This is a genomic window from Burkholderia sp. 8Y (assembly GCF_902506145.1).
Lineage (GTDB): Bacteria > Pseudomonadota > Gammaproteobacteria > Burkholderiales > Burkholderiaceae > Caballeronia.
On record NZ_LR733528.1, the window covers coordinates 1 to 17,986 of the forward strand.

The window sequence follows — 17,986 nt, forward strand, 5'->3', positions numbered from 1 at the left end:
GATTTCGTATAGCCGGCCTCGGCATCCGCAGACCAACGGTAAGGACGAACGGTTTCATCGCACGCTCAAGGCCGAACTGCTCGCGGGCCGACGCTTCAAGAACCTGAAGAGCGCCCAGCAAGCGTTCGACGCATGGCGCGAGGTGTACAACCACGAGCGACCGCATCAGGCGCTGGACATGGCCACGCCGATCTCGCGCTATCGCCCCAGCCCGCGAGCGTATCCGGAGCGCCTGCCGCCGATCGAATACGGGGACGCCGACGCGGTAGTTCGCGTGGGGCTCAACGGTGAGGTGCGCTTCGCGTCGCAACGCTTCAAGGTCTCCAGCGCGCTGGCGAACCTGCCCATCGCCTTGCGCGCTTGTCCCCCGACCGACGGCTGCTATGACGTGTACTTTCTTCATCATCGAATCGATACCGTCAACTTGAAAGATCGCGTCAGAAGGCGCTGAATGTGTTACCTATGTCCTGACACACCTGTTACCCATGTCTCCGGTCTATACACTGCTGCAAAGAAAGTAACCAAAGAAAGCAGCTTTTTTCTGGACCGCACGAAGCACAAGTAAGAGTGGTCACTCCGCAGAAAAGCCGTGGCACTCAGCTTGAATCAACCCTGAATCACCTTCCGCGCCCGCTGAGCGCCACGTCCTCCGAGCCCTTTGGCTCGTCAACACCAGACGGTTGCAACGGTATGCGCGCTTGCCCGCGCCATCTCAGGTCGCGAGCGTTCACGCTGCGCTCGCACCTGTGTCGGCCCGCCGGCCACAAGTGGATGGAAGGCAGAGCGCAAAACGCGGGATGAACAACGAGCCGAGAGGCTCACATGACGTCGCGCTCAGCAAACGCGGAAGGCAAGCCAGCCCCGAGTACCGGAATCCCAGCGCAATCACACTACAACCGGTTGACCGCTGCACGCGAGACATGCACGGCGCAGTCGCGGGGCTAGAACAGAGGCGCAGTGCAGAACACGGTTGTGGTGTTGTCGAGCCAAGGGGCTCGCATGACGTGGCGCTCAGCGGGCGCGGAGGGTGATTCAAGGCTGCTGATTAACCGAGTGCCACTGTCTTTCTGCGGAGTGACCCGCCTCTAACTGCAGCGGGGCCAAAAAAAAGCTGCTTTCTTTGGTTACTTTCTTTGCATGGGACCAGAGTACGGCACTAAAGCGCCTACTTTGGTCGACAGCAAAGAAAGTGACCCCCGCCCCGGGGAGGGGCAACACTAATAGACCGACACGAACACAAGTTTCCCGAACCGAACACGAACAGCTAATCATATTTAATATAGCGAAACCGCTGATCGTCCGAGGGCGTCCCAGCAAGAGCCCCACCCTCCAACGCAGGCTGCCACTGCACGACTTCTTCGATCTTCGAAGCCAGCGCAAAGTCCTTATCCGTAATGCCTTTAGCAGAATGCGTCTTCAGTTTGACCACAACAAAGGCATAAGAAACCGTCAGGTCCGGATGATGCCACGCCGCTTCCGCCAGATGCCCCACCGTATTGACGACCATCAGTGTGCCTTTCCAGCCTTCCGTCCTGAACTTGCGCCTGAGCCATCCATCTTCGAAATACCAGTGCTTAAGCGCACCGCTCAGACGCTCGGCAATCTCCGCATCGGAGTACACCTTCTCAGCTTGAGTCATGGCAAGGTCCCGAAGAAAACGTGATCGAGTCAGTATGCGCGTTGTAACCGAACGCGTTCAAGCAGTGCTGCGCTGCGTCAGAACATCATGTGCCGTAAGCCAAGCTTTTTCGCGGATTTGACACAGTATGTATCGCGATACACCTCAGGCCAAATCGCGAAGGCCAATGAATCGCATGTCATTCCCGCCCCATCACAGCGCGCGCACGTTCGCATTAAACCGGCATGGAATATGCAAACCGCGTCGATACGCATGAGTTCGGCCATGACCGGGCGAAGCGTAGCCCGTTACCTGCATTGAGAAGGCGCGCGCGATGCAACCCGGTAGCGTGGTCATTCCTGGGTCGGAGGTATCACCATTCTGGAGGAGACATGAACTTACGCACCCTGGTTCTTGGACTGGCGGTGGTTGCGGCGGCAGGCCTGAATTCCTATGTGGCGCAGGCCGATCCGCAACTCGACAGCCTCATCAAGAATCCTTCGAATTGGGCAGCGCAAGCGGGCGATTACTCGAATCACCGCTATAGCACGCTCAAGCAGATCAACGAAAACAACGTCGGCAAATTGCAGGTTGCCTGGACCATGTCCACCGGTGTGCTGCGCGGTCACGAAGGATCACCGCTCGTCATCGGCGACACCATGTATATCCACTCGCCATTCCCGAACAAGGTCATCGCCATCAACCTGAAAGACCAGACCTTCATCTGGCAATACCAGCCCAAGCAGGATCAGCAAGTCATCTCGGTGATGTGCTGCGACACAGTCAACCGCGGCCTTGCTTATGGCGACGGCAAGATCTTTCTCCAGCAAGCCGATACCAAACTCGTCGCGCTAGACGCCAAGACCGGCGATGTCGTATGGAGCGTGCAAAACGGCGACCCGAAGAAGGGCGAGACCAACACGAATGCGCCACACGTTTTCGGCGACAAGGTACTGACCGGCATTTCGGGCGGCGAATTCGGCGTGCGCGGCCGTCTCATCGCCTACAACATCAAGGACGGCAAGGAAGTCTGGAAGGCCTATAGCACGGGCCCCGACGATGAAATGCTCATGGACCCGCAGCAAACCATGACCTGGACCGACGGCAAGATGACGCCTGTCGGTGCGGACTCGTCCACGAAGAGCTGGCAAGGCGATCAATGGAAATACGGCGGCGGCACCACATGGGGATGGTACGCATGGGACCCGAAGCTCAACCTTGTCTACTATGGCACGGGCAATCCCGGCACATGGAACCCGACTCAGCGGCCCGGCGACAACAAATGGTCGATGTCCATCTTCGCGCGCGATCTGAACACCGGCAAAGCGAAATGGGTCTATCAGATGACGCCGCACGACGAATGGGACTATGACGGCGTCAATGAAATGATCCTGTCGGACCTGAATATCGGCGGCAAGCGTGTTCCCGCGATCGTGCACTTCGACCGTAACGGCTTCGGCTATACGTTGAATCGCGAAACCGGCGAACTGCTCGTCGCGCAGAAATACGACCCGGCGGTGAACTGGGCCGATAGCGTCGATATCAAGAGCGGGCTGCCCATTCGCAACGCGAGCTATTCGACGCAGAAGGCCGGTCCCGATCACAACGTGAAGGGCATCTGTCCCGCCGCGCTCGGATCGAAGGATCAACAGCCCGCAGCCTACGATCCGAACTCGAGTCTCTTCCTCGTGCCGACCAATCACGTCTGTATGGACTACGAACCGTTCCAGGTCGATTACGTGTCCGGTCAGCCGTTTGTCGGCGCAACGCTTTCGATGTTCCCGGGCCCGAACGAAAACGGCGCGATGGGCAACTTCATCGCGTGGGATGCGGCCAAGGGCAAGATCGCGTGGTCCAAGCCGGAGCGGTTCTCGGTGTGGTCCGGCGCACTCGCCACGGCAGGCGGTGTCGTGTTCTACGGCACGCTCGAAGGCTATATCAAGGCGGTTCGCATCAAGGACGGCAAGGAGCTGTGGAAGTTCAAGACGCCGTCCGGAATCATCGGCAATGTGTTCACGTATCAGTATCAGGGCAAGCAATACGTCGGCGTGTATTCGGGCATTGGCGGCTGGGCCGGCATCGGCATGGCAGCCGGGCTGGAGAAGTCGACGGAAGGTCTCGGCGCGGTAGGCGGCTATCGCGAACTGGCGAAGTACACGGCGCTGGGCGGGACGCTCTTTATCTTCGCTATTCCGAGTTGATGCACGTGCTTTAGCGATGATGCGCGGCGGCATGCGATGCCGTCGCGCGAATCGAAGCCTTAAACAGAAAACATATTCAAGGAGACAAGCGAATGAAAGGCCGATCCATCTTGGTGTTGTCGATGACACTCGCTGCGTCATCCGTGCCGTTCGCTCAGACCAGTTCGGGGCAAATGAAGCCGGTGGCGTATCAGGTCGTCGACGGCAACAAGGTCGACAACGATACGCTGCAAGGATGGCGTACCTGGCGCGCGCTCGCGTGCGAACGTTGTCACGGGGCGAAGCAGGAAGGTCTGGTCGGCCCGTCGCTGGTCGATGCTTTCAAGACGCTCGACAAGAACGAATTTCATCGCACTGTCTTTGGCGGACGTGTCGATAAGGGCATGCCCGATTTCAGTTCGAGCCAGATGATGCAGAAGAACTGGGAGAATCTCTACGCCTATCTGAAGGGGCGGTCGGATGGCAAGATCAATCCGGGCGACCTGCAAGCGATCGATGCAAAGTAAAGACATCGCAAGCCGGCGCACGATGACCGCTTTTACTCCCGGAGGCTTCATGTTTCAGCGTAAGGCCAGTCATACTGTGCGGTTTCCCCGGTTTGCCGCATTGCTCTGGGCGCTTGCTGTGATTTCGACCGAGGCCGCTTTCGCGCAGGGCGCGGGCGGGCCGCCGCCGAGCCTGCCGAACAACGACGGCGCGGACGGCGTATTGAGGGTATGCGCCGATCCCAACAACATGCCGCTCTCGAACCAAAAGGGCGAGGGCTTCGAAAACAAGATCGCGAGCCAGATGGCGAGTGACTTCGGCTACAAGCTCGAATATACGTTCTATCCGCAGCGCATGGGTTTCGTGCGAAATACGTTGCGCGATAAAGTGCCCAGTACCGAGCAATATAAATGCGACTTGATCATAGGTGTCCCGAAAGGCTACGAACTCACGGCGACGACGCGGCCTTATCTGCACTCTACGTATGCCATGGTGTTCCCCAATCGCCCGGAGTACGCGAACATCAAGACGCCAGCGGATCTCATGAGCCTGCCGCCGGATCAGCTCAAGAGAATGAAGCTCGGCATCTTCGTCAAAAGCCCGGCCGTCGACTGGCTGCTGAGAAATAACCTCATCGAGCAGGCGGTGTCGTATCAAGGACAGAGCGGCGACCCCGAGGCGTTCCCGGGCGAGATGATCGAGCACGACCTGTCGCAAGGCAATGTCGATGCCGCGTTCGTCTGGGGGCCGATCGCCGGGTACTTCGTCAATCGTTCGGACAACAAAGTAAGGCTCGTGGCGTTTCCGCCGCAGCCCGGCATTCGCTTCGACTTCGAAATCTCCATGGGCGTGCGCTACGGAGAGAAGGCATGGCGCGACAAGGTCGACAACTGGATAGCGTCGAATCAACCGAAGATCGACCAGATATTGACGAGCTATCAGGTTCCGTTGCTGCCGTTGCAGCCGATGCAACCCGCACAAGCGCAATGAGAGCGCATGCGGTGTTTCTTCGCGCGGCATTGGCCGTTTGCGCGCTAGGCTTGATGCAGACGCCGAGCATTCTCGCCGCAACGCCGGCTCCCGCGTCCGCGCCGGGTGCGGACATTGCGCCGGCCGAGCGCCTGTTGTTCATGCAGCCGCATATGAACGGCGTCGAGCCGCAGACGGAGCTGGACTATGCGGTGGACTATTCCGGTCCGCCCGCGAAGGTCAGCGATACCGTGCGCGTGCTCGTCATGAGTCCAGGCAACAGCAAGAACGATGCGCGCGTGACGGATCGCACGGGGCCTGTGCAGGTGCCCGGCGGACTGCCGTGCAATCCGGTGATCATCTATTTTCTCGAACACGACATCGCCGAGATGGAGCAATTGACGGGCGGACAGCGACGCTATTTCCAGCAGCGCGTTCGCCTCGCGTTAGCGGCCGGTCCGGCGATCACGCCGGTATCGAGCGACGCGCTGGGCATCGGCGGGGGCAAGCACGTCAAGGCGCGTCAGGTCGTGATTCAACCTTATCTCAACGATCCCAACGCTGAACGCTTCGCGCAGTACACCGGCAAGCGTTATACGTTCGTGGTCGCCGATGACGTCCCCGGCGGGCTGCTCATGATCCGCACCGAGGTGCCCGGCGCGGGCAATGACTTCGCGCATCCGGTGCAAAAAGAAACGATCGCTTATCAAGGGGCGCTCAAGAATCTGACGCCGCCCGCAGGCGCGCCGGCGAAGGCGGGCAACATACCGCGCGCGAGCCGGTGACGGTTCGTCGGTGGCGGATCGCGCAAGTCTCTACCGCGCCTTGCAGACGCGGACATCATCCGATGACCGCTGCATCGGCATGGCGTGCGTTGGCGCTCTTTGCGCTTGTTGTCGGACAAGCGCAATCGGAACCGCCGCTCCCCATGCAACAGATTGCGCCCGGCAATTACGCGCATCGCGCGCATGATGATGTGGCCACGCGAGCGAACAAGGGCGATATCGCGAATGTCGGCTTCATCGTCGGCAAGCGTTGCGTCGCGGTGATTGATACCGGCGGCACGCTCGCGGAAGGGCGCGCGCTGCGGGAAGCGGTGCGGCAGGTCACGCCGCTTCCGGTGTGCTATGTCATCAACACGCATATGCATCCGGACCATATCTTCGGCAATGCGGCGTTTCTGAGCGATCATCCGCAATTCGTCGGCAGCGCGAAGCTCGCGCAAGCGGAGGCCGCGCGGGCGGATAACTATCTTCGCGCGCTCAACCGCGAGCTCGGCGACATCGCCAAAGGCAGCGAAATCATTCCACCGACGAAAACCGTCGATGGCAGTGAGACGCTCGATCTCGGCGATCGCCGTTTGAAGCTGCAAACATGGAAAACAGCGCATACCAACAACGACATGACGGTATACGATGAGAAGAGCGGCACGCTGTGGACGGGCGATCTGCTTTTCGTGCGCTGTATTCCGGTGGTGGATGGAAGCGTCGTCGGCTGGCTCGACGACATTGCGCGTATTAAGCAGATGAATCCGCGGCACGTCGTGCCGGGGCATGGCCCGCTCGATCCACCGTGGCCGCAGTCGCTCCAAGCAGAAGAGCACTACCTCGCGCAACTCGCGCATGACGTGCGCGAAGCCATCAGGCGAGGAGAGACGATTCAGCAAGCCGTGGACACTATCGGCCTCGATCAGCGCGACAAGTGGCTGTTGTACGAGATCTATCATCGCCGCAATGTGACGGCGGCGTATGCGGAACTCGAATGGGAGCAGTAGCGGCAGCAGGAGGACATCATGATGACCCAACCGTCTCGCTCGATGCGCGCACGCGGCGCCCTGTTCGCGGTGCTCGCGTTAATGGCATCCGTCGCGCAGGCAGCACAGCCCGATGACAACGCTGACAAAGTGGCCCGCTGGCTCGACTTCAAGGAAGGCGCTTTCAAAGGCCGCGCTGTCGATGCACATGGCGATTCGGTCATTAAGCTCGATGCGCCTGCGCGCGCTGCCGATGCCGCGGTCGTTCCTATCGCGATCAGCGCACAGTTCGCGCAAAGCCCCGCGCATTACATCAAGAAGATCTATCTGTTCATCGACGAGAACCCGGAGCCCTACGCGGGCTACTTCGAGTTCACGCCGGAATCGGGGCTGGCGAGCATCGAAACCCGCGTGCGCGTGGAGGACTATACGTTCATGCGCGTGATCGCCGAAACAAACGACGGACGGTTGTATAGCGCCGTGCGCTTCGTGAAGGCATCGGGCGGTTGCTCCGCGCCTGCGGACAAGGACGAGGACGCCGCCGAACGCGCCGCAGGCGCGGTTCGCTTGCAGTCGGAGGGCACGGCTGTCGTCGGCAAACCGCAGCTCGCACAAGTGATGGTGCGCCACCCGAACCGCACGGGCATGGCGATGAATCAGATCACGCGCAACTATGCGACGGCCTATTTCATTCGCAAGGTTGCGGTCACGTATGCCGATAAGCCGGTGATGACGGCGAACGTGAACTTCTCCATCAGCGAGAACCCGAATTTCCGCTTCTATTTCTTACCCAACGGCAATGGCGAATTGAAGGCGCATATAGAAGACACCAAGAACAAGCAATTCGAAGGCGCCATTGCTATCGAAACTCGGGCGGCCGGGCAAGCGTCGGCCATGAAATGACGCTGCGCTGCGTGAAGCCGCTGATAGCCGCACTCTTTATCGTCTACGGTGCATTGGCGGAATTGGCGATGGCCGCGCTCGCCGGCATGCCCACGCCCACGAACATCGCGCCGGGCGTGTACGCGTTCATCGGCACGGGCGACGCCGTTGCGCCAGAGAATCACGGCATCGTCGCGAATAACGGCTTTATCGTCGGAAAGAGCGGGGTGACGGTGATCGATACAGGACCGTCTTATCGCTATGGCCGCGCGATGATCGAAGCGATCCGCAAGGTGACGCCGTTGCCGGTGACGCTCGTCATCATCACGCATCAGGCGCCCGAATTCGTCTTTGGCGCAGCCGCCTTTCGCGATCACGATGTGCCGATACTCGCGCATGTCCGCACCGCGCAATTGATACACGATCGCTGCTCCATCTGTCTCGCGAACTTGCGCAAGACGCTCGGCGACGATGAAATGGCGGGCTCGCGCGTGACCGTGCCGAATCGCACGATCGACGGAACGACTGAGATCGAAAGCGGCGGACGCAAGCTGCAACTGCTGCATTTCGGTCCCGCAAGCACGCCCGGCGATCTCGCCGTGCTCGATACGCAAACCGGTGTCCTCTTTGCAGGCAGTGTCGTATCAAACGGGCGAATCCCCGAGTTGCGCAACGAGCAGATACCCGGCTGGCTTTCGGCGCTCGAAAACCTTCGCGCGCTGGATCTTCACACGGTCGTGCCCGCGTTCGGCCCGCCCTTGCATGGTGACGACATCATGCAGACAGGCGTGTATCTGCGTGAGCTAGATGCGTCCGTCAAGCGGGCGTATAAAAGCGGCATGGGCTTGACGCAGGCGATGCACACGGTACAGGTGCCCGCCTTTAGCGGCTATAAGCTCTATGCGACGGCGCAGCCGCAGAACGTGCAACGCATTTATCTTCAGTTGGAGAAGCAGTAGTCCGTTCCCTCAAGCAGACACGAACCAAGGAGACACGAGAATGGCCAAGCTTATTGCGCTGTACAAGACGCCGTCGGACAAGCAGGCATTCGATTCGCACTACACATCGACGCACGCGCCGCTTGCCAAGAAAATGCCCGGTCTCAAGCGTTTCGAAGTCAGCGCGGGACCGATTGCGGTGGCGCAGGGGGAATCGCCCTATTACTTTGTCGCAGTGCTCGATTTCGATTCGCTCGACGCGATCAAGTCCGCGCTCGAATCGCCCGAAGGTCAGGCAACCGCCGGCGATCTGTCGAATTTTGCGCAGGCGGGCGTCGAGCTATTGATGTTCGACACCAAGGAAGCGTGAACGCGTATCAACGAGGCGCGCCCGAGTCCGACACGTCGTCGGATTCGACTGCGGGGTCGGGCACGCTCAAGTCCTCGCGCCGATGATTGATGACGAGAAACACGCTCATCAGCACGAGAAACGCCACGACCAGCATGGCGGCGTTGAGCAGCACGCGCTCGTAACCGAGCTCCGCCACGTCGATGAACCAGTACGGATAGAACTCCGACTCGCTGCCGCGCCATAGCGTCACGAACAGATAGCCCAGCGGATAAACGAGCCAAAGCGCGCATCGTCGCCAGGAAAGATGAAAGCGCGGTACGAACAAGAGCCAATACAACGCGCAGAGCGCGGGCACCACGGTATGCAGCGACTCGTTGACGAAGGCGCGATACCCCGAGGGCGTCCATAGAAAACGAAGCAGCGTGTTATACGCCATGCCGACGAAAACCATGTAGACGACTACCGCCGTCACGACAGTCGGCTGACGGAAAAAGCGCGCGAGCGGCGCCTGTGCACGCGTGGCGACGCACGCGAAGCAGATCGCCGTAAGCAATACCGTCAGATTCGTGAGGTAGCTGCTCATGCGCGCGATACCGTCGATGACGGTCAAGCCGCGATCGAGCGAACGTGCGATGGTCAGGTCCGTTTGCGCGGCAATGGCAAGCCACGCGATGATGGCGATAGCGGCGGCCAGCGCGAGCGAAGCAGTGCTGGGTGTAGGAAGCGGTAATTCCGGCTCGTGCTGCCGCGAGTTCATTTGTGGCGTACGCATGCGGTCATTCTATCGGCGCATGCAGAAGCATGCAGGCGGCCGCGTGATGACGCGCCCATGCTGCAGCATTAGCGTCGTGTATTCATCTAGACGTCTCACCAGCGTCACTGGATTTTCATCTTGGCGTCGAGGAAGCTATAGACGCAATCCGCATCGATTGCGCCTTGACGCGCTATTCCCCGGCGTTACCAACGATATTCAAAAACCGGCTGCCCGCGTCCGCGAGCAGGCCCGAATTATCGATGTGAACCACGCGCGCATGGCGCGGGAGTTCGAATGCGGGCCGGCGCGCGAGCCGCGCCTCGATTTGCCGCGCATCTTCGCGTCCGCGCCTGGCAAGCCTCGCGGCCAGCACTGCGGGCGCGGCATCGATATGCACGAAGCACGCGTCGGGATAGCGCGTGAGCGCCTCCTGTGCGTGCTGCCGTGAACCATTGACGACCACAGGCACGCCTCGCGCGAGCCACGCATCGAGCTCAATGCCGATTCCATAGCGCAAACCGAGGCTTTCCCAATACATCGCGAAGAGGCCGTGGGAAAGGCGTGATGCGAATTCGTCATGCGTGAGCGCGATATGGTTCTCACCCTCCGCAATGGCGCGCGTGATATAGCGATGCGCGAACATGACGCTTGCGCCGATGCGCTCGCGTGCAAACGCGAGCAGTGAGTCCTTGCCTGCCCCTGAAGGGCCCATCACATAGATCAGTCTTGCGCTGTCCACCTTGCTCATGCGATGTCCTGTGCGATGTCTTGAACGGCAGGCGCTGCCACAGCATGAATGGCGCGCCCGGCTCGGCTTCGATGAAAAGCGCGGCGCCTTGCACCGGCATGGGACCAAGCTTTTCGGTGCGTCCGCTCCAATCCGACATGATAAATGCACGTGCCTGCGCTTCGTCGAGCGAGTCAGAAAGCGCCATGTGGAAGCGATATTCATCGAGCACATACGGGTAGCCCCACTCGCGTAACAGTGTGATCTGCCGCGCGCTCATGCCGGGGCTGATGCGCGCTCGATGCTTTCGGCAGAAGGCCGCGCGCGCATCGGCGCAATGGTACGGAAGCGATGTGCGTCGAGCGCCGAATCTCCGCTGCGTTCAAGGACACATCGGGGCGGGCAGACGCCGGGAAGCGCGTACGATCACGCGCAACGTCCCGGATGGCGCGTCTGCTGGAAGCGTCACGTAGCTCCCCTTTCCGGGTATCCCCGCGTTGCGGCTGAACCTTTTGTTCCGTAATCTCACGCGAAGCGCATAGTTCGCTATGTGAATCGCTGTTCGCCAAACGAACATTCATCGTCTCTTTCGGAAGGGAATGAAGTGAGCAGAAGTCCAAACGTGAACGTGCAGACGTTCATCAACGAGCACCCGTTTTCGCCGTTTCAGTGGCTCATCTTCGGCATGTGCTTCGTCATCGTGCTGCTCGACGGCTTCGATACCGCCGCCATCGGCTTTATCGCGCCGTCGCTCGTCACCGAATGGCACATCAGTCGGCCGGCGCTTGCGCCTGTGCTGAGCGCGGCGCTCTTCGGTCTCGCTGCGGGCGCGCTGTTGTCGGGGCCGTTGTCGGATCGCCTGGGCCGTCGCGCGATGCTGTTGTCATCGGTGATCGTCTTCGGCGTCGCGTGCTTTGCATCGGCGTATTCCGACAGCCTCGAGCACTTGACGACGCTGCGCTTCATCACCGGCCTCGGCCTCGGCGCCGCGATGCCGAACGCCGTCACGATGATGAGTGAGTTTTGCCCCGACAACCGTCGCGCCACGCTTATCAATCTCATGTTCTGCGGCTTTCCGCTGGGCGCTGCGTTCGGCGGCTTTCTCGCGGCATGGATGATTCCGCACTTCGGCTGGCGCAGCGTGTTGTTTCTTGGCGGCGTGGCGCCGCTTGCGCTCGCCGTGCTGCTGCTTCTGACGTTGCCTGAGTCGGTGCGCTACATGGTCGCGAAGTCGAAGCCGGTCGAAAAGATTCGCGCGACCTTGGCCCGCATTTCCGACGATGCCCGCAACGCCGGTTCGTTCTTCATGACCGAAGCCGCGCCGACCGTGCAAGGTCAAAGCGGCATGAGCGTGGTGTTGTCGCGTTCGTATGTGATCGGCTCGATCATGCTGTGGCTCGCTTATTTCATGGGCCTCGTGATCTTCTATGCATCGATCAACTGGATGCCGATTCTGCTCAAGGAGTCCGGCTTGACCCCGCAGCGCGCAACCCTCATTTCCGCGCTGTTTCCGCTCGGCGGCGTGGGCGCGGTGCTGCTCGGCGTGCTGATGGACAAGTTCAACGCGAACCGCGTGATTGCAGCGTGCTATGCGTTGACGGCGGTGAGCGTCTACTGCATCGGACAGGCCGTGGGCAACGTGGGCTTGCTCGTGCTTGTGGTGTTTCTCGCAGGCGTGCTCATGAACACGGCGCAATCGTCGATGCCCGCGCTCGCCGCTGCGTTCTATCCGACGCAAGGGCGCGGCACGGGCGTCGCTTGGATGCTCGGCATCGGGCGCTTCGGAGGCATCGCGGGATCGTTTCTCGTTGCTGAACTCACGCGTCTGCATTTCAGTTTCGGCGGCATCTTCGCGGTGATCTCGGTCGCGGGACTGGTGTCGGCGGTCGCGCTGTTGATCAAGCAGGCCGCGCATCCGCAGCGCGCGGTCGGTGCCGACCTCAAGGCTACGGGGCCGGTGGGCCACTAAGTTTCCTATGCGGTGGATGGCACTTACACGCAGACGCCGCAGTGTCATCCGATTGCCCTTGTTGTGCGGTGGAGCGCGCTTTCTACATCGCGTTTCCTCGTTTGCGAATCGTCAGACCGTGGCACGCGCCATGCTCTAACACCTCTTGCGACCAGCCGTCGCGCATCGCATCGACGGCAGCATGCAGAACAAGCTGCAAGAATCGCATTCGCAAACCGCCAACAGGAGTCATCCGACATGAAACGTATCGCTCTCTCCTGCGCCGCCGGCGCACTCGCTCTCGTGTGCGCGTCCGCCTTCGCGCAGGACAATCCGCCGAGCTCCGCCACGGGCCTGCAAGCGGGCGACAACGCGCAGACCACTACGCAGGGCTCGGGAATGTCGCATAAGCAATCGCACTCGAAGAAGAAGTCGCACAGCAGCCATTCGTCGTCGAACTCGGGTTCGACCACGGGCCAAAGCGCCACCCCGACGCCGGGCGGCCCGGGCGCACCGGTCAGCGCAAGCGGCTCGGGACAGTAAGGCTTGAGTCAGTAAGCATTACTTTCGCACGATGTAAAAACGGGACGCTCATGGGCGTCCCGTTTCTTTGAGGGCGTTCACGAACGAACGCTCCAAAACTCACGCACACTCAATCATTTCGCAAACAGCGATGCCATGTTCGCGAATGCCTTTACTTCCACCGCATTGCCCGACGGGTCCAGAAAGAACATTGTCGCCTGCTCGCCGACTTCGCCCTTGAAGCGAACATGCGGCTCGATGACGAAGCCCGTGCCAGCGGCCTTCAGCTTCTCGGCAAGCGCCTCCCACTGAGGGATCGATAACACGACGCCGAAGTGCCGCACGGGGACGGCGTTGCCATCGACGGCGCTCGTCGATCGATGACCCACTTCGTCCGGCGCGAGATGCGCGACGATCTGATGCCCATAGAAATTGAAGTCCACCCAATCTTCCGAACTCCGTCCTTCCGGGCAGCCCAGCAGGTCGCCATAGAACTCGCGCGCTGCGGCAAGGCTGTGAACGGGAAACGCGAGATGAAACGGCGGCATGGCGTCGTGCGCGGTATTCATGGGGCCGAAGTCCTTTGGAATCGAGGGAAAATTGCCGCCAGTGTATCCATGAATAAAATCCATGAAAAACGATATATTGTCGATGTGAGCAACAACGAAATCGATTAATCGAATGCTGCGTGAATTGAAGACGTTCATGGCGGTCGCGCGCCACGGCACATTCGCCGGTGCAGGCGCGCATATCGGCTTGACGCAATCGGCGGTGAGCGCGCAAATGCAGCGGCTAGAAGCGCATCTCGGCTTCGCACTGTTCGATCGCACGGGCCGCTCGGCGACTTTGAACGCCGCGGGCCGCCGCACGCTCGAACTGGCCGATGAACTCATCGCGCTTTATGCGCGACTGGCCGAGCCCGGTGGCGAAGACGGGCGCGGCGGCACGCTTGCGGTAGGCGCTATTGCATCGGCTCATGCGGTCTTGTTACCCGATGCCATCGCGGCGTTCCGGCGCAGGCTGCCGGCATGGCGCATACGTCTCGTGCCGGGCGTATCGCTTAATTTGCTCGCACAAGTCGATGCCGCCGAAGCCGACATGGCCGTCATCATTCGCCCGCCGTTTGCATTGCCGTCGGAATTGCGCTGGCGCACGCTGATCGCAGAGCCGTTCGTCCTGCTTGCACCCGCCGCGAAGAAGCGTGCCTCGTGGCGTGAGTTGGTCGAGACAGAGTCGTTCATTCGTTATGACCGACGTTCGTTCGGCGGACGGCAAGTCGACGTGTTCTTGCGCAAGAAGCGCATTGCCGTGCGGGATGCCATCGAGGCCGATGAACTGCATGGCATCGCGCAACTCGTCGCACGCGGAATGGGCGTCGCGTTGCTGCCGAAGTCGGCGGGGATCGGGACGTGGCCGCGAGGCGCGGTGGCGCACGATCTCGGCGACGATACGTTTTATCGCGAGATCGGTCTCGTGGAGCGCGCCCGGCGCGCTGATCACGACGCGGCGGCGCAACTTGTCGAATGCATCGTCGAAGCAGCCGGGCGCGACACAGACATACCGCAAGCGAAGACACGCAAGCTCCCGCCGCGAAGAAAGAGCACCTAGAATGCGATGCAGGTTACGTTGCTCTCCGCATAAGGTGAACCGCGATGAATGCTCGCCCGATGTCCGCGATGACCGCGTGGTTCGAACGCGTCGACCCCGGCACGCATCGGCGCATCACGGGCGTGCGGCTCGTCACGGCTTATGGTCTTGCAGCGGCCATCGGCGCCTTGCACGATGTCACGCGCGACGTGCCCGCAAGCGTTTCTGTCGGCTCGCTGGCCGCGACGTTCGCGCTATGGGCGAGTGTGTCGGAAGCGCGCGCGACGCGGCCAAAGTCGACCCGCGATCTCGCGATACTGTGCCTTGCTGCCGCCTTCGGTGCATTCACGTTCGCGCTGCTCGGGCCGTTGTTTCGCGAACTCGGACGAGGCGGCGCGGAGCTTATCCTCGTTTCCGGCGCTTTTTTCGCGGGCTATCTGAAGCGGTTCGGCATAACGGGCGCGGGTATCGGATCACAGTTCTATATCGGCCAACTCGCCGCCTACTTGATGAAGCTCGCGCCGATGGACACATGGGCCATTGTGCTCGCCTTGCTGATTGCGATGCTCGCGGCCATCGTGCCGCGCCTCTTGAGCGGACCTGCGGAGCGGCCTGTCGTGTTGCCTGCGCTCGCGTCCGAGCCGGTGTATGGCAAGCGCGCGGTGTCGCCCGCGTTCGCGATGGGCTTGCAAGCGGCAAGCGGTGCGCTCGCCGTCGTACTGCTCAACGCGGCGTTCTGGTTGGCTGAATCGGTGTGGGCGATCACGGCCTGCGTGTATGTCGTCGCAACTTCGGCGGTCGGCACCGCCGAGCGCGTGCGCCGGCGCATCTACGGCACGCTGGTAGGCGTCCCGATCGGAATCGTTTGCCTGCCGCTCGCGGAACACGCGCCGCTTCTCGTCTGGGCGATGGCCGCCATCGCCATGATCGTCTATGCAATGGCACTGCCGGACCGCTACGACATTGCGTGCGGTGCTTTCGCCTTTGCGCTCGTCGTGACGCTTGCCGCGAGCGGCATCCATTCCGTGCCCCTGCTCGCCGCGCGTGCATGGGAGACGCTGCTTGGCGGCGCAATCGGACTGCTCGCTGCGAGGCTCGTGTTTCCGTTGCGAGCGATTTCCTAACATGGCAAGGGCTATAGAACGGTCGTTCTATAGCCCTTGCCGCACTCAATCCCGTATTGACACTTTCATCTGCCGTTTGTAGCGTGTAAGCGTTTTGCATATCCGCAAGCCGCTATCGGTCGGAACGCACAGTCGACATATTCAGCGCGCATGGTCTGTCTGCCACGTTGTTTCATGGAGGCTTTATGGATCGTCGACGCTTCTTGTCGCTGTCAGCGTTCTATACCGTAGCGGCGGCGTCGGGCACGCTCGCGGCCTGTCATTCGAGCAACGATGGAGGCGCAAGCAGCTCGGGCGGCACCACGCCGCCGCCATCGGGCGTCTATGGTTTCGCGCAAGGCGTTGCAAGTGGCGACCCGCGCGATACGTCCGTCGTGTTCTGGACGCGCTGCGTCGCCAATGCGAGCAACGCTTCGCAAACGGCTATTGCACTGACGCTTCAGGTGTCCCCGCTGCCCGATTTCTCGCAACTCGCGGCGAGCGTGCCGCTCAGCGCCATTCCCGACTACGACTTCACCGTGCGAGCGAAAGTCACCGGTCTCAGCGCGAAGACCACTTACTACTACCGCTTTATCGCCGGCAGCGACGTGAGCGCCACAGGCACCACCCGCACGGCGGCGGCAGCGACCGAATCGCTACCTCAACTGCGCTTTGCGTGGTTCGTCTGCCAGAACTGGAGCGTGAATCACTGGCAGGCGTTGACGCTCTTGGCAGAAGAGACCGATCTCGACTTCGTCGTGCATCTCGGCGACTATATCTACGAAACAGTTGGGAGCCCGAACGAAAAAAACGCGGCGGAACCCGCGCATCCGCAGATCACCTTGCCCGACGGCGTGCCGCTGACGGGCGGCGGCGCCTATGCGAATACGCTCGCCGATTACCGCACGCTGTATCGCACGTATCGGGGCGACGCGCGCTTGCAGACCGTCCATGCGCGCTTTCCCGTGATCGCCATCTGGGACGATCACGAGTTCTCGGACGACTGCTGGCAGGACCACCAGACGTACACCAACGCGAACGTGCAGCAGACCGCGCGACGCCGGAATGCGAATCAGGCGTGGGCGGAATATTTGCCGGTGGACTGGGGCGATGTGTCGTTCGACTTGAACAACGCGAGCTACGACAACATCCGCATCTATCGGGACTTTCACTTCGGCTCGCTGATTCACCTCGTCATGACGGACGAGCGGCTTTATCGCGACGATCACGTCGTGAGCGAAGCCGCTATCGCGCAGGCGCTCGGGCATGACCCGGTGAATGGCAACGATCTCGCCGGTTCGCGTTATGGGGTGCCGCAACAGGTGCTCGCGCAGTACGAGGCCGCCGATACGCAGCGTCTGGGCCGTATTCCGTCCATGCTCGGCCCGGTGCAGACGCAATGGTGGAAGGACACGCTCAAGGCTTCCACTGCGATGTGGAAGGTGTGGGGCAACGAGGTGATGGTGAATCGCCTGTGGCTGGATCTGCGTTCGATTGCGCCCGCGCCCGACAACGTGGTGATCGTGCTCGACTGCGATGCGTGGGACGGCTATCCCTCGCACAAGGCCGATCTCACATCGTTCGTGAAGGCGCAGGGCATCACGAATCTCATTGCCATCACGGGCGATCTCCATGCGTTTCAGGCCGGCATCGTGCGCGATGTGCCCGATCCGGCGACAGGGACGCCCGTCCTGGTCGATCTGATGTCGGCGGGCGTCAGCAGCCGGCCGTTCTTTCAGGATGCGACGAACTATCTAGGGGGAATGCCGCTGGCATCGCTTCTGAATTCATCTGCGGCGCTCGATGCGTTTATCAGACAGAACAATCCCGACATGCTCTATGCAGACCATGATGCTATCGGCTATGCGTCCGCTACAGTGACGCCTACGCAGTTCGTCGCCGTCTACAACAAGGTCAAAGGCTTGAATGCGGATGGCACCGCGCCTCAGAATCCTTTGCAGAAACGCACGCGGTTGACGATCAACGCGGGTGCGGTGTCGATTGCGGTGGAGGACAACATCTGAGTGCGCGAAGTGCTTCATTCAGGGCACTTCCGCCATTCGTATCCGCGCTTCTGGGGGGATTGCAGGGTCAAGGCACGCAGATAGACTGCGTGCACATTTCGGAAGGTCGCATGCTGGCAGGC

The 17,986-nt window shown here is 61.0% G+C and carries 18 protein-coding genes and 1 pseudogene; 14 read left to right on the forward strand and 5 right to left on the reverse strand.

What is annotated here, in order from left to right; all coding sequences use genetic code 11:
- On the forward strand, positions 1-451 hold a 451-nt coding region (locus tag GV035_RS25865; protein ID WP_159838435.1), incomplete at its 5' end, for an integrase core domain-containing protein.
- Positions 452-1,264: 813 nt separating this feature from the next.
- On the opposite strand, the gene GV035_RS25870 is transcribed toward GV035_RS25865, so the two are convergent.
- Positions 1,265-1,639: a 4a-hydroxytetrahydrobiopterin dehydratase gene (locus GV035_RS25870; RefSeq protein WP_159838437.1), complete on the reverse strand. Its 375-nt coding sequence runs from the start codon at positions 1,637-1,639 to the stop codon at positions 1,265-1,267.
- 371 nt (positions 1,640-2,010) lie between these two features.
- On the opposite strand from GV035_RS25870, the gene GV035_RS25875 reads away from it, so the two are divergent.
- The 8 genes from GV035_RS25875 to GV035_RS25910 all read left to right on the forward strand — a co-directional run bounded on the left by GV035_RS25875 (position 2,011) and on the right by GV035_RS25910 (position 9,217).
- Positions 2,011-3,819 (forward strand): methanol/ethanol family PQQ-dependent dehydrogenase, encoded by a 1,809-nt coding sequence (locus GV035_RS25875; RefSeq protein WP_159838439.1) that lies wholly within the window; start codon positions 2,011-2,013, stop codon positions 3,817-3,819.
- Between the two features lie 122 nt (positions 3,820-3,941).
- The gene (locus GV035_RS25880) at positions 3,942-4,325 is read left to right on the forward strand and encodes a c-type cytochrome (protein WP_442859604.1); all 384 of its coding nucleotides are present in this window, start codon (positions 3,942-3,944) and stop codon (positions 4,323-4,325) included.
- A 49-nt stretch (positions 4,326-4,374) separates the two neighbouring features.
- Positions 4,375-5,295, forward strand: a complete 921-nt coding sequence (locus tag GV035_RS25885; RefSeq protein WP_159838443.1) for a substrate-binding domain-containing protein — start codon at positions 4,375-4,377, stop codon at positions 5,293-5,295.
- A gap of 53 nt (positions 5,296-5,348) precedes the next feature.
- Positions 5,349-6,059 carry a hypothetical protein gene (locus tag GV035_RS25890; RefSeq protein ID WP_236572830.1) on the forward strand — a complete coding sequence of 237 codons (711 nt, stop codon included), beginning with the start codon at positions 5,349-5,351 and terminating at the stop codon, positions 6,057-6,059.
- A gap of 62 nt (positions 6,060-6,121) precedes the next feature.
- Entirely contained in the window at positions 6,122-7,048 is a 927-nt protein-coding gene (locus GV035_RS25895) for a quinoprotein relay system zinc metallohydrolase 2 (RefSeq protein WP_159838447.1), read from the forward strand.
- A gap of 18 nt (positions 7,049-7,066) precedes the next feature.
- Positions 7,067-7,930 carry a quinoprotein dehydrogenase-associated SoxYZ-like carrier gene (locus GV035_RS25900; RefSeq protein WP_236572833.1) on the forward strand — a complete coding sequence of 288 codons (864 nt, stop codon included), beginning with the start codon at positions 7,067-7,069 and terminating at the stop codon, positions 7,928-7,930.
- Positions 7,927-8,868 carry an MBL fold metallo-hydrolase gene (locus tag GV035_RS25905; RefSeq protein ID WP_159838449.1) on the forward strand — a complete coding sequence of 314 codons (942 nt, stop codon included), beginning with the start codon at positions 7,927-7,929 and terminating at the stop codon, positions 8,866-8,868. Before GV035_RS25900 ends, GV035_RS25905 begins: the two co-directional genes overlap by 4 nt.
- Before the next feature lie 40 nt (positions 8,869-8,908).
- Positions 8,909-9,217 carry an EthD family reductase gene (locus GV035_RS25910; RefSeq protein WP_159838451.1) on the forward strand — a complete coding sequence of 103 codons (309 nt, stop codon included), beginning with the start codon at positions 8,909-8,911 and terminating at the stop codon, positions 9,215-9,217.
- A gap of 7 nt (positions 9,218-9,224) precedes the next feature.
- On the opposite strand, the gene GV035_RS25915 is transcribed toward GV035_RS25910, so the two are convergent.
- The 3 genes and pseudogenes from GV035_RS25915 to GV035_RS29770 all read right to left on the reverse strand — a co-directional run.
- Positions 9,225-9,971: a Pr6Pr family membrane protein gene (locus tag GV035_RS25915; RefSeq protein WP_201304069.1), complete on the reverse strand. Its 747-nt coding sequence runs from the start codon at positions 9,969-9,971 to the stop codon at positions 9,225-9,227.
- 172 nt (positions 9,972-10,143) lie between these two features.
- Positions 10,144-10,701, reverse strand: a complete 558-nt coding sequence (gene phnN / locus GV035_RS25920; protein ID WP_159838453.1) for a phosphonate metabolism protein/1,5-bisphosphokinase (PRPP-forming) PhnN — start codon at positions 10,699-10,701, stop codon at positions 10,144-10,146.
- A gap of 103 nt (positions 10,702-10,804) precedes the next feature.
- A pseudogene (locus GV035_RS29770) lies at positions 10,805-10,960 on the reverse strand (DUF1045 domain-containing protein); the annotation flags it as partial.
- A 324-nt stretch (positions 10,961-11,284) separates the two neighbouring features.
- Here GV035_RS29770 and GV035_RS25930 point away from each other — a divergent pair.
- Both GV035_RS25930 and GV035_RS25935 read left to right on the forward strand, forming a co-directional pair.
- Positions 11,285-12,649, forward strand: a complete 1,365-nt coding sequence (locus GV035_RS25930) for an MFS transporter (RefSeq protein WP_159838455.1) — start codon at positions 11,285-11,287, stop codon at positions 12,647-12,649.
- Positions 12,650-12,886: 237 nt separating this feature from the next.
- The gene (locus GV035_RS25935; protein ID WP_159838457.1) at positions 12,887-13,171 is read left to right on the forward strand and encodes a hypothetical protein; all 285 of its coding nucleotides are present in this window, start codon (positions 12,887-12,889) and stop codon (positions 13,169-13,171) included.
- Between the two features lie 113 nt (positions 13,172-13,284).
- On the opposite strand, the gene GV035_RS25940 is transcribed toward GV035_RS25935, so the two are convergent.
- A complete protein-coding gene (locus GV035_RS25940; protein WP_159838459.1) occupies positions 13,285-13,719 on the reverse strand; it encodes a VOC family protein in 435 nt (144 codons plus the stop codon).
- Between the two features lie 112 nt (positions 13,720-13,831).
- Between GV035_RS25940 and GV035_RS25945 the strand changes: the two genes are divergently transcribed.
- The 3 genes from GV035_RS25945 (at position 13,832) to GV035_RS25955 (ending at position 17,864) form a co-directional block, all read left to right on the forward strand.
- Positions 13,832-14,758, forward strand: a complete 927-nt coding sequence (locus tag GV035_RS25945) for a LysR family transcriptional regulator (RefSeq protein ID WP_159838461.1) — start codon at positions 13,832-13,834, stop codon at positions 14,756-14,758.
- A gap of 44 nt (positions 14,759-14,802) precedes the next feature.
- A complete protein-coding gene (locus GV035_RS25950) occupies positions 14,803-15,861 on the forward strand; it encodes an FUSC family protein (RefSeq protein WP_159838463.1) in 1,059 nt (352 codons plus the stop codon).
- Positions 15,862-16,046: 185 nt separating this feature from the next.
- Positions 16,047-17,864, forward strand: a complete 1,818-nt coding sequence (locus GV035_RS25955; protein ID WP_159838465.1) for an alkaline phosphatase D family protein — start codon at positions 16,047-16,049, stop codon at positions 17,862-17,864.
- Positions 17,865-17,986 lie beyond the last annotated feature (122 nt).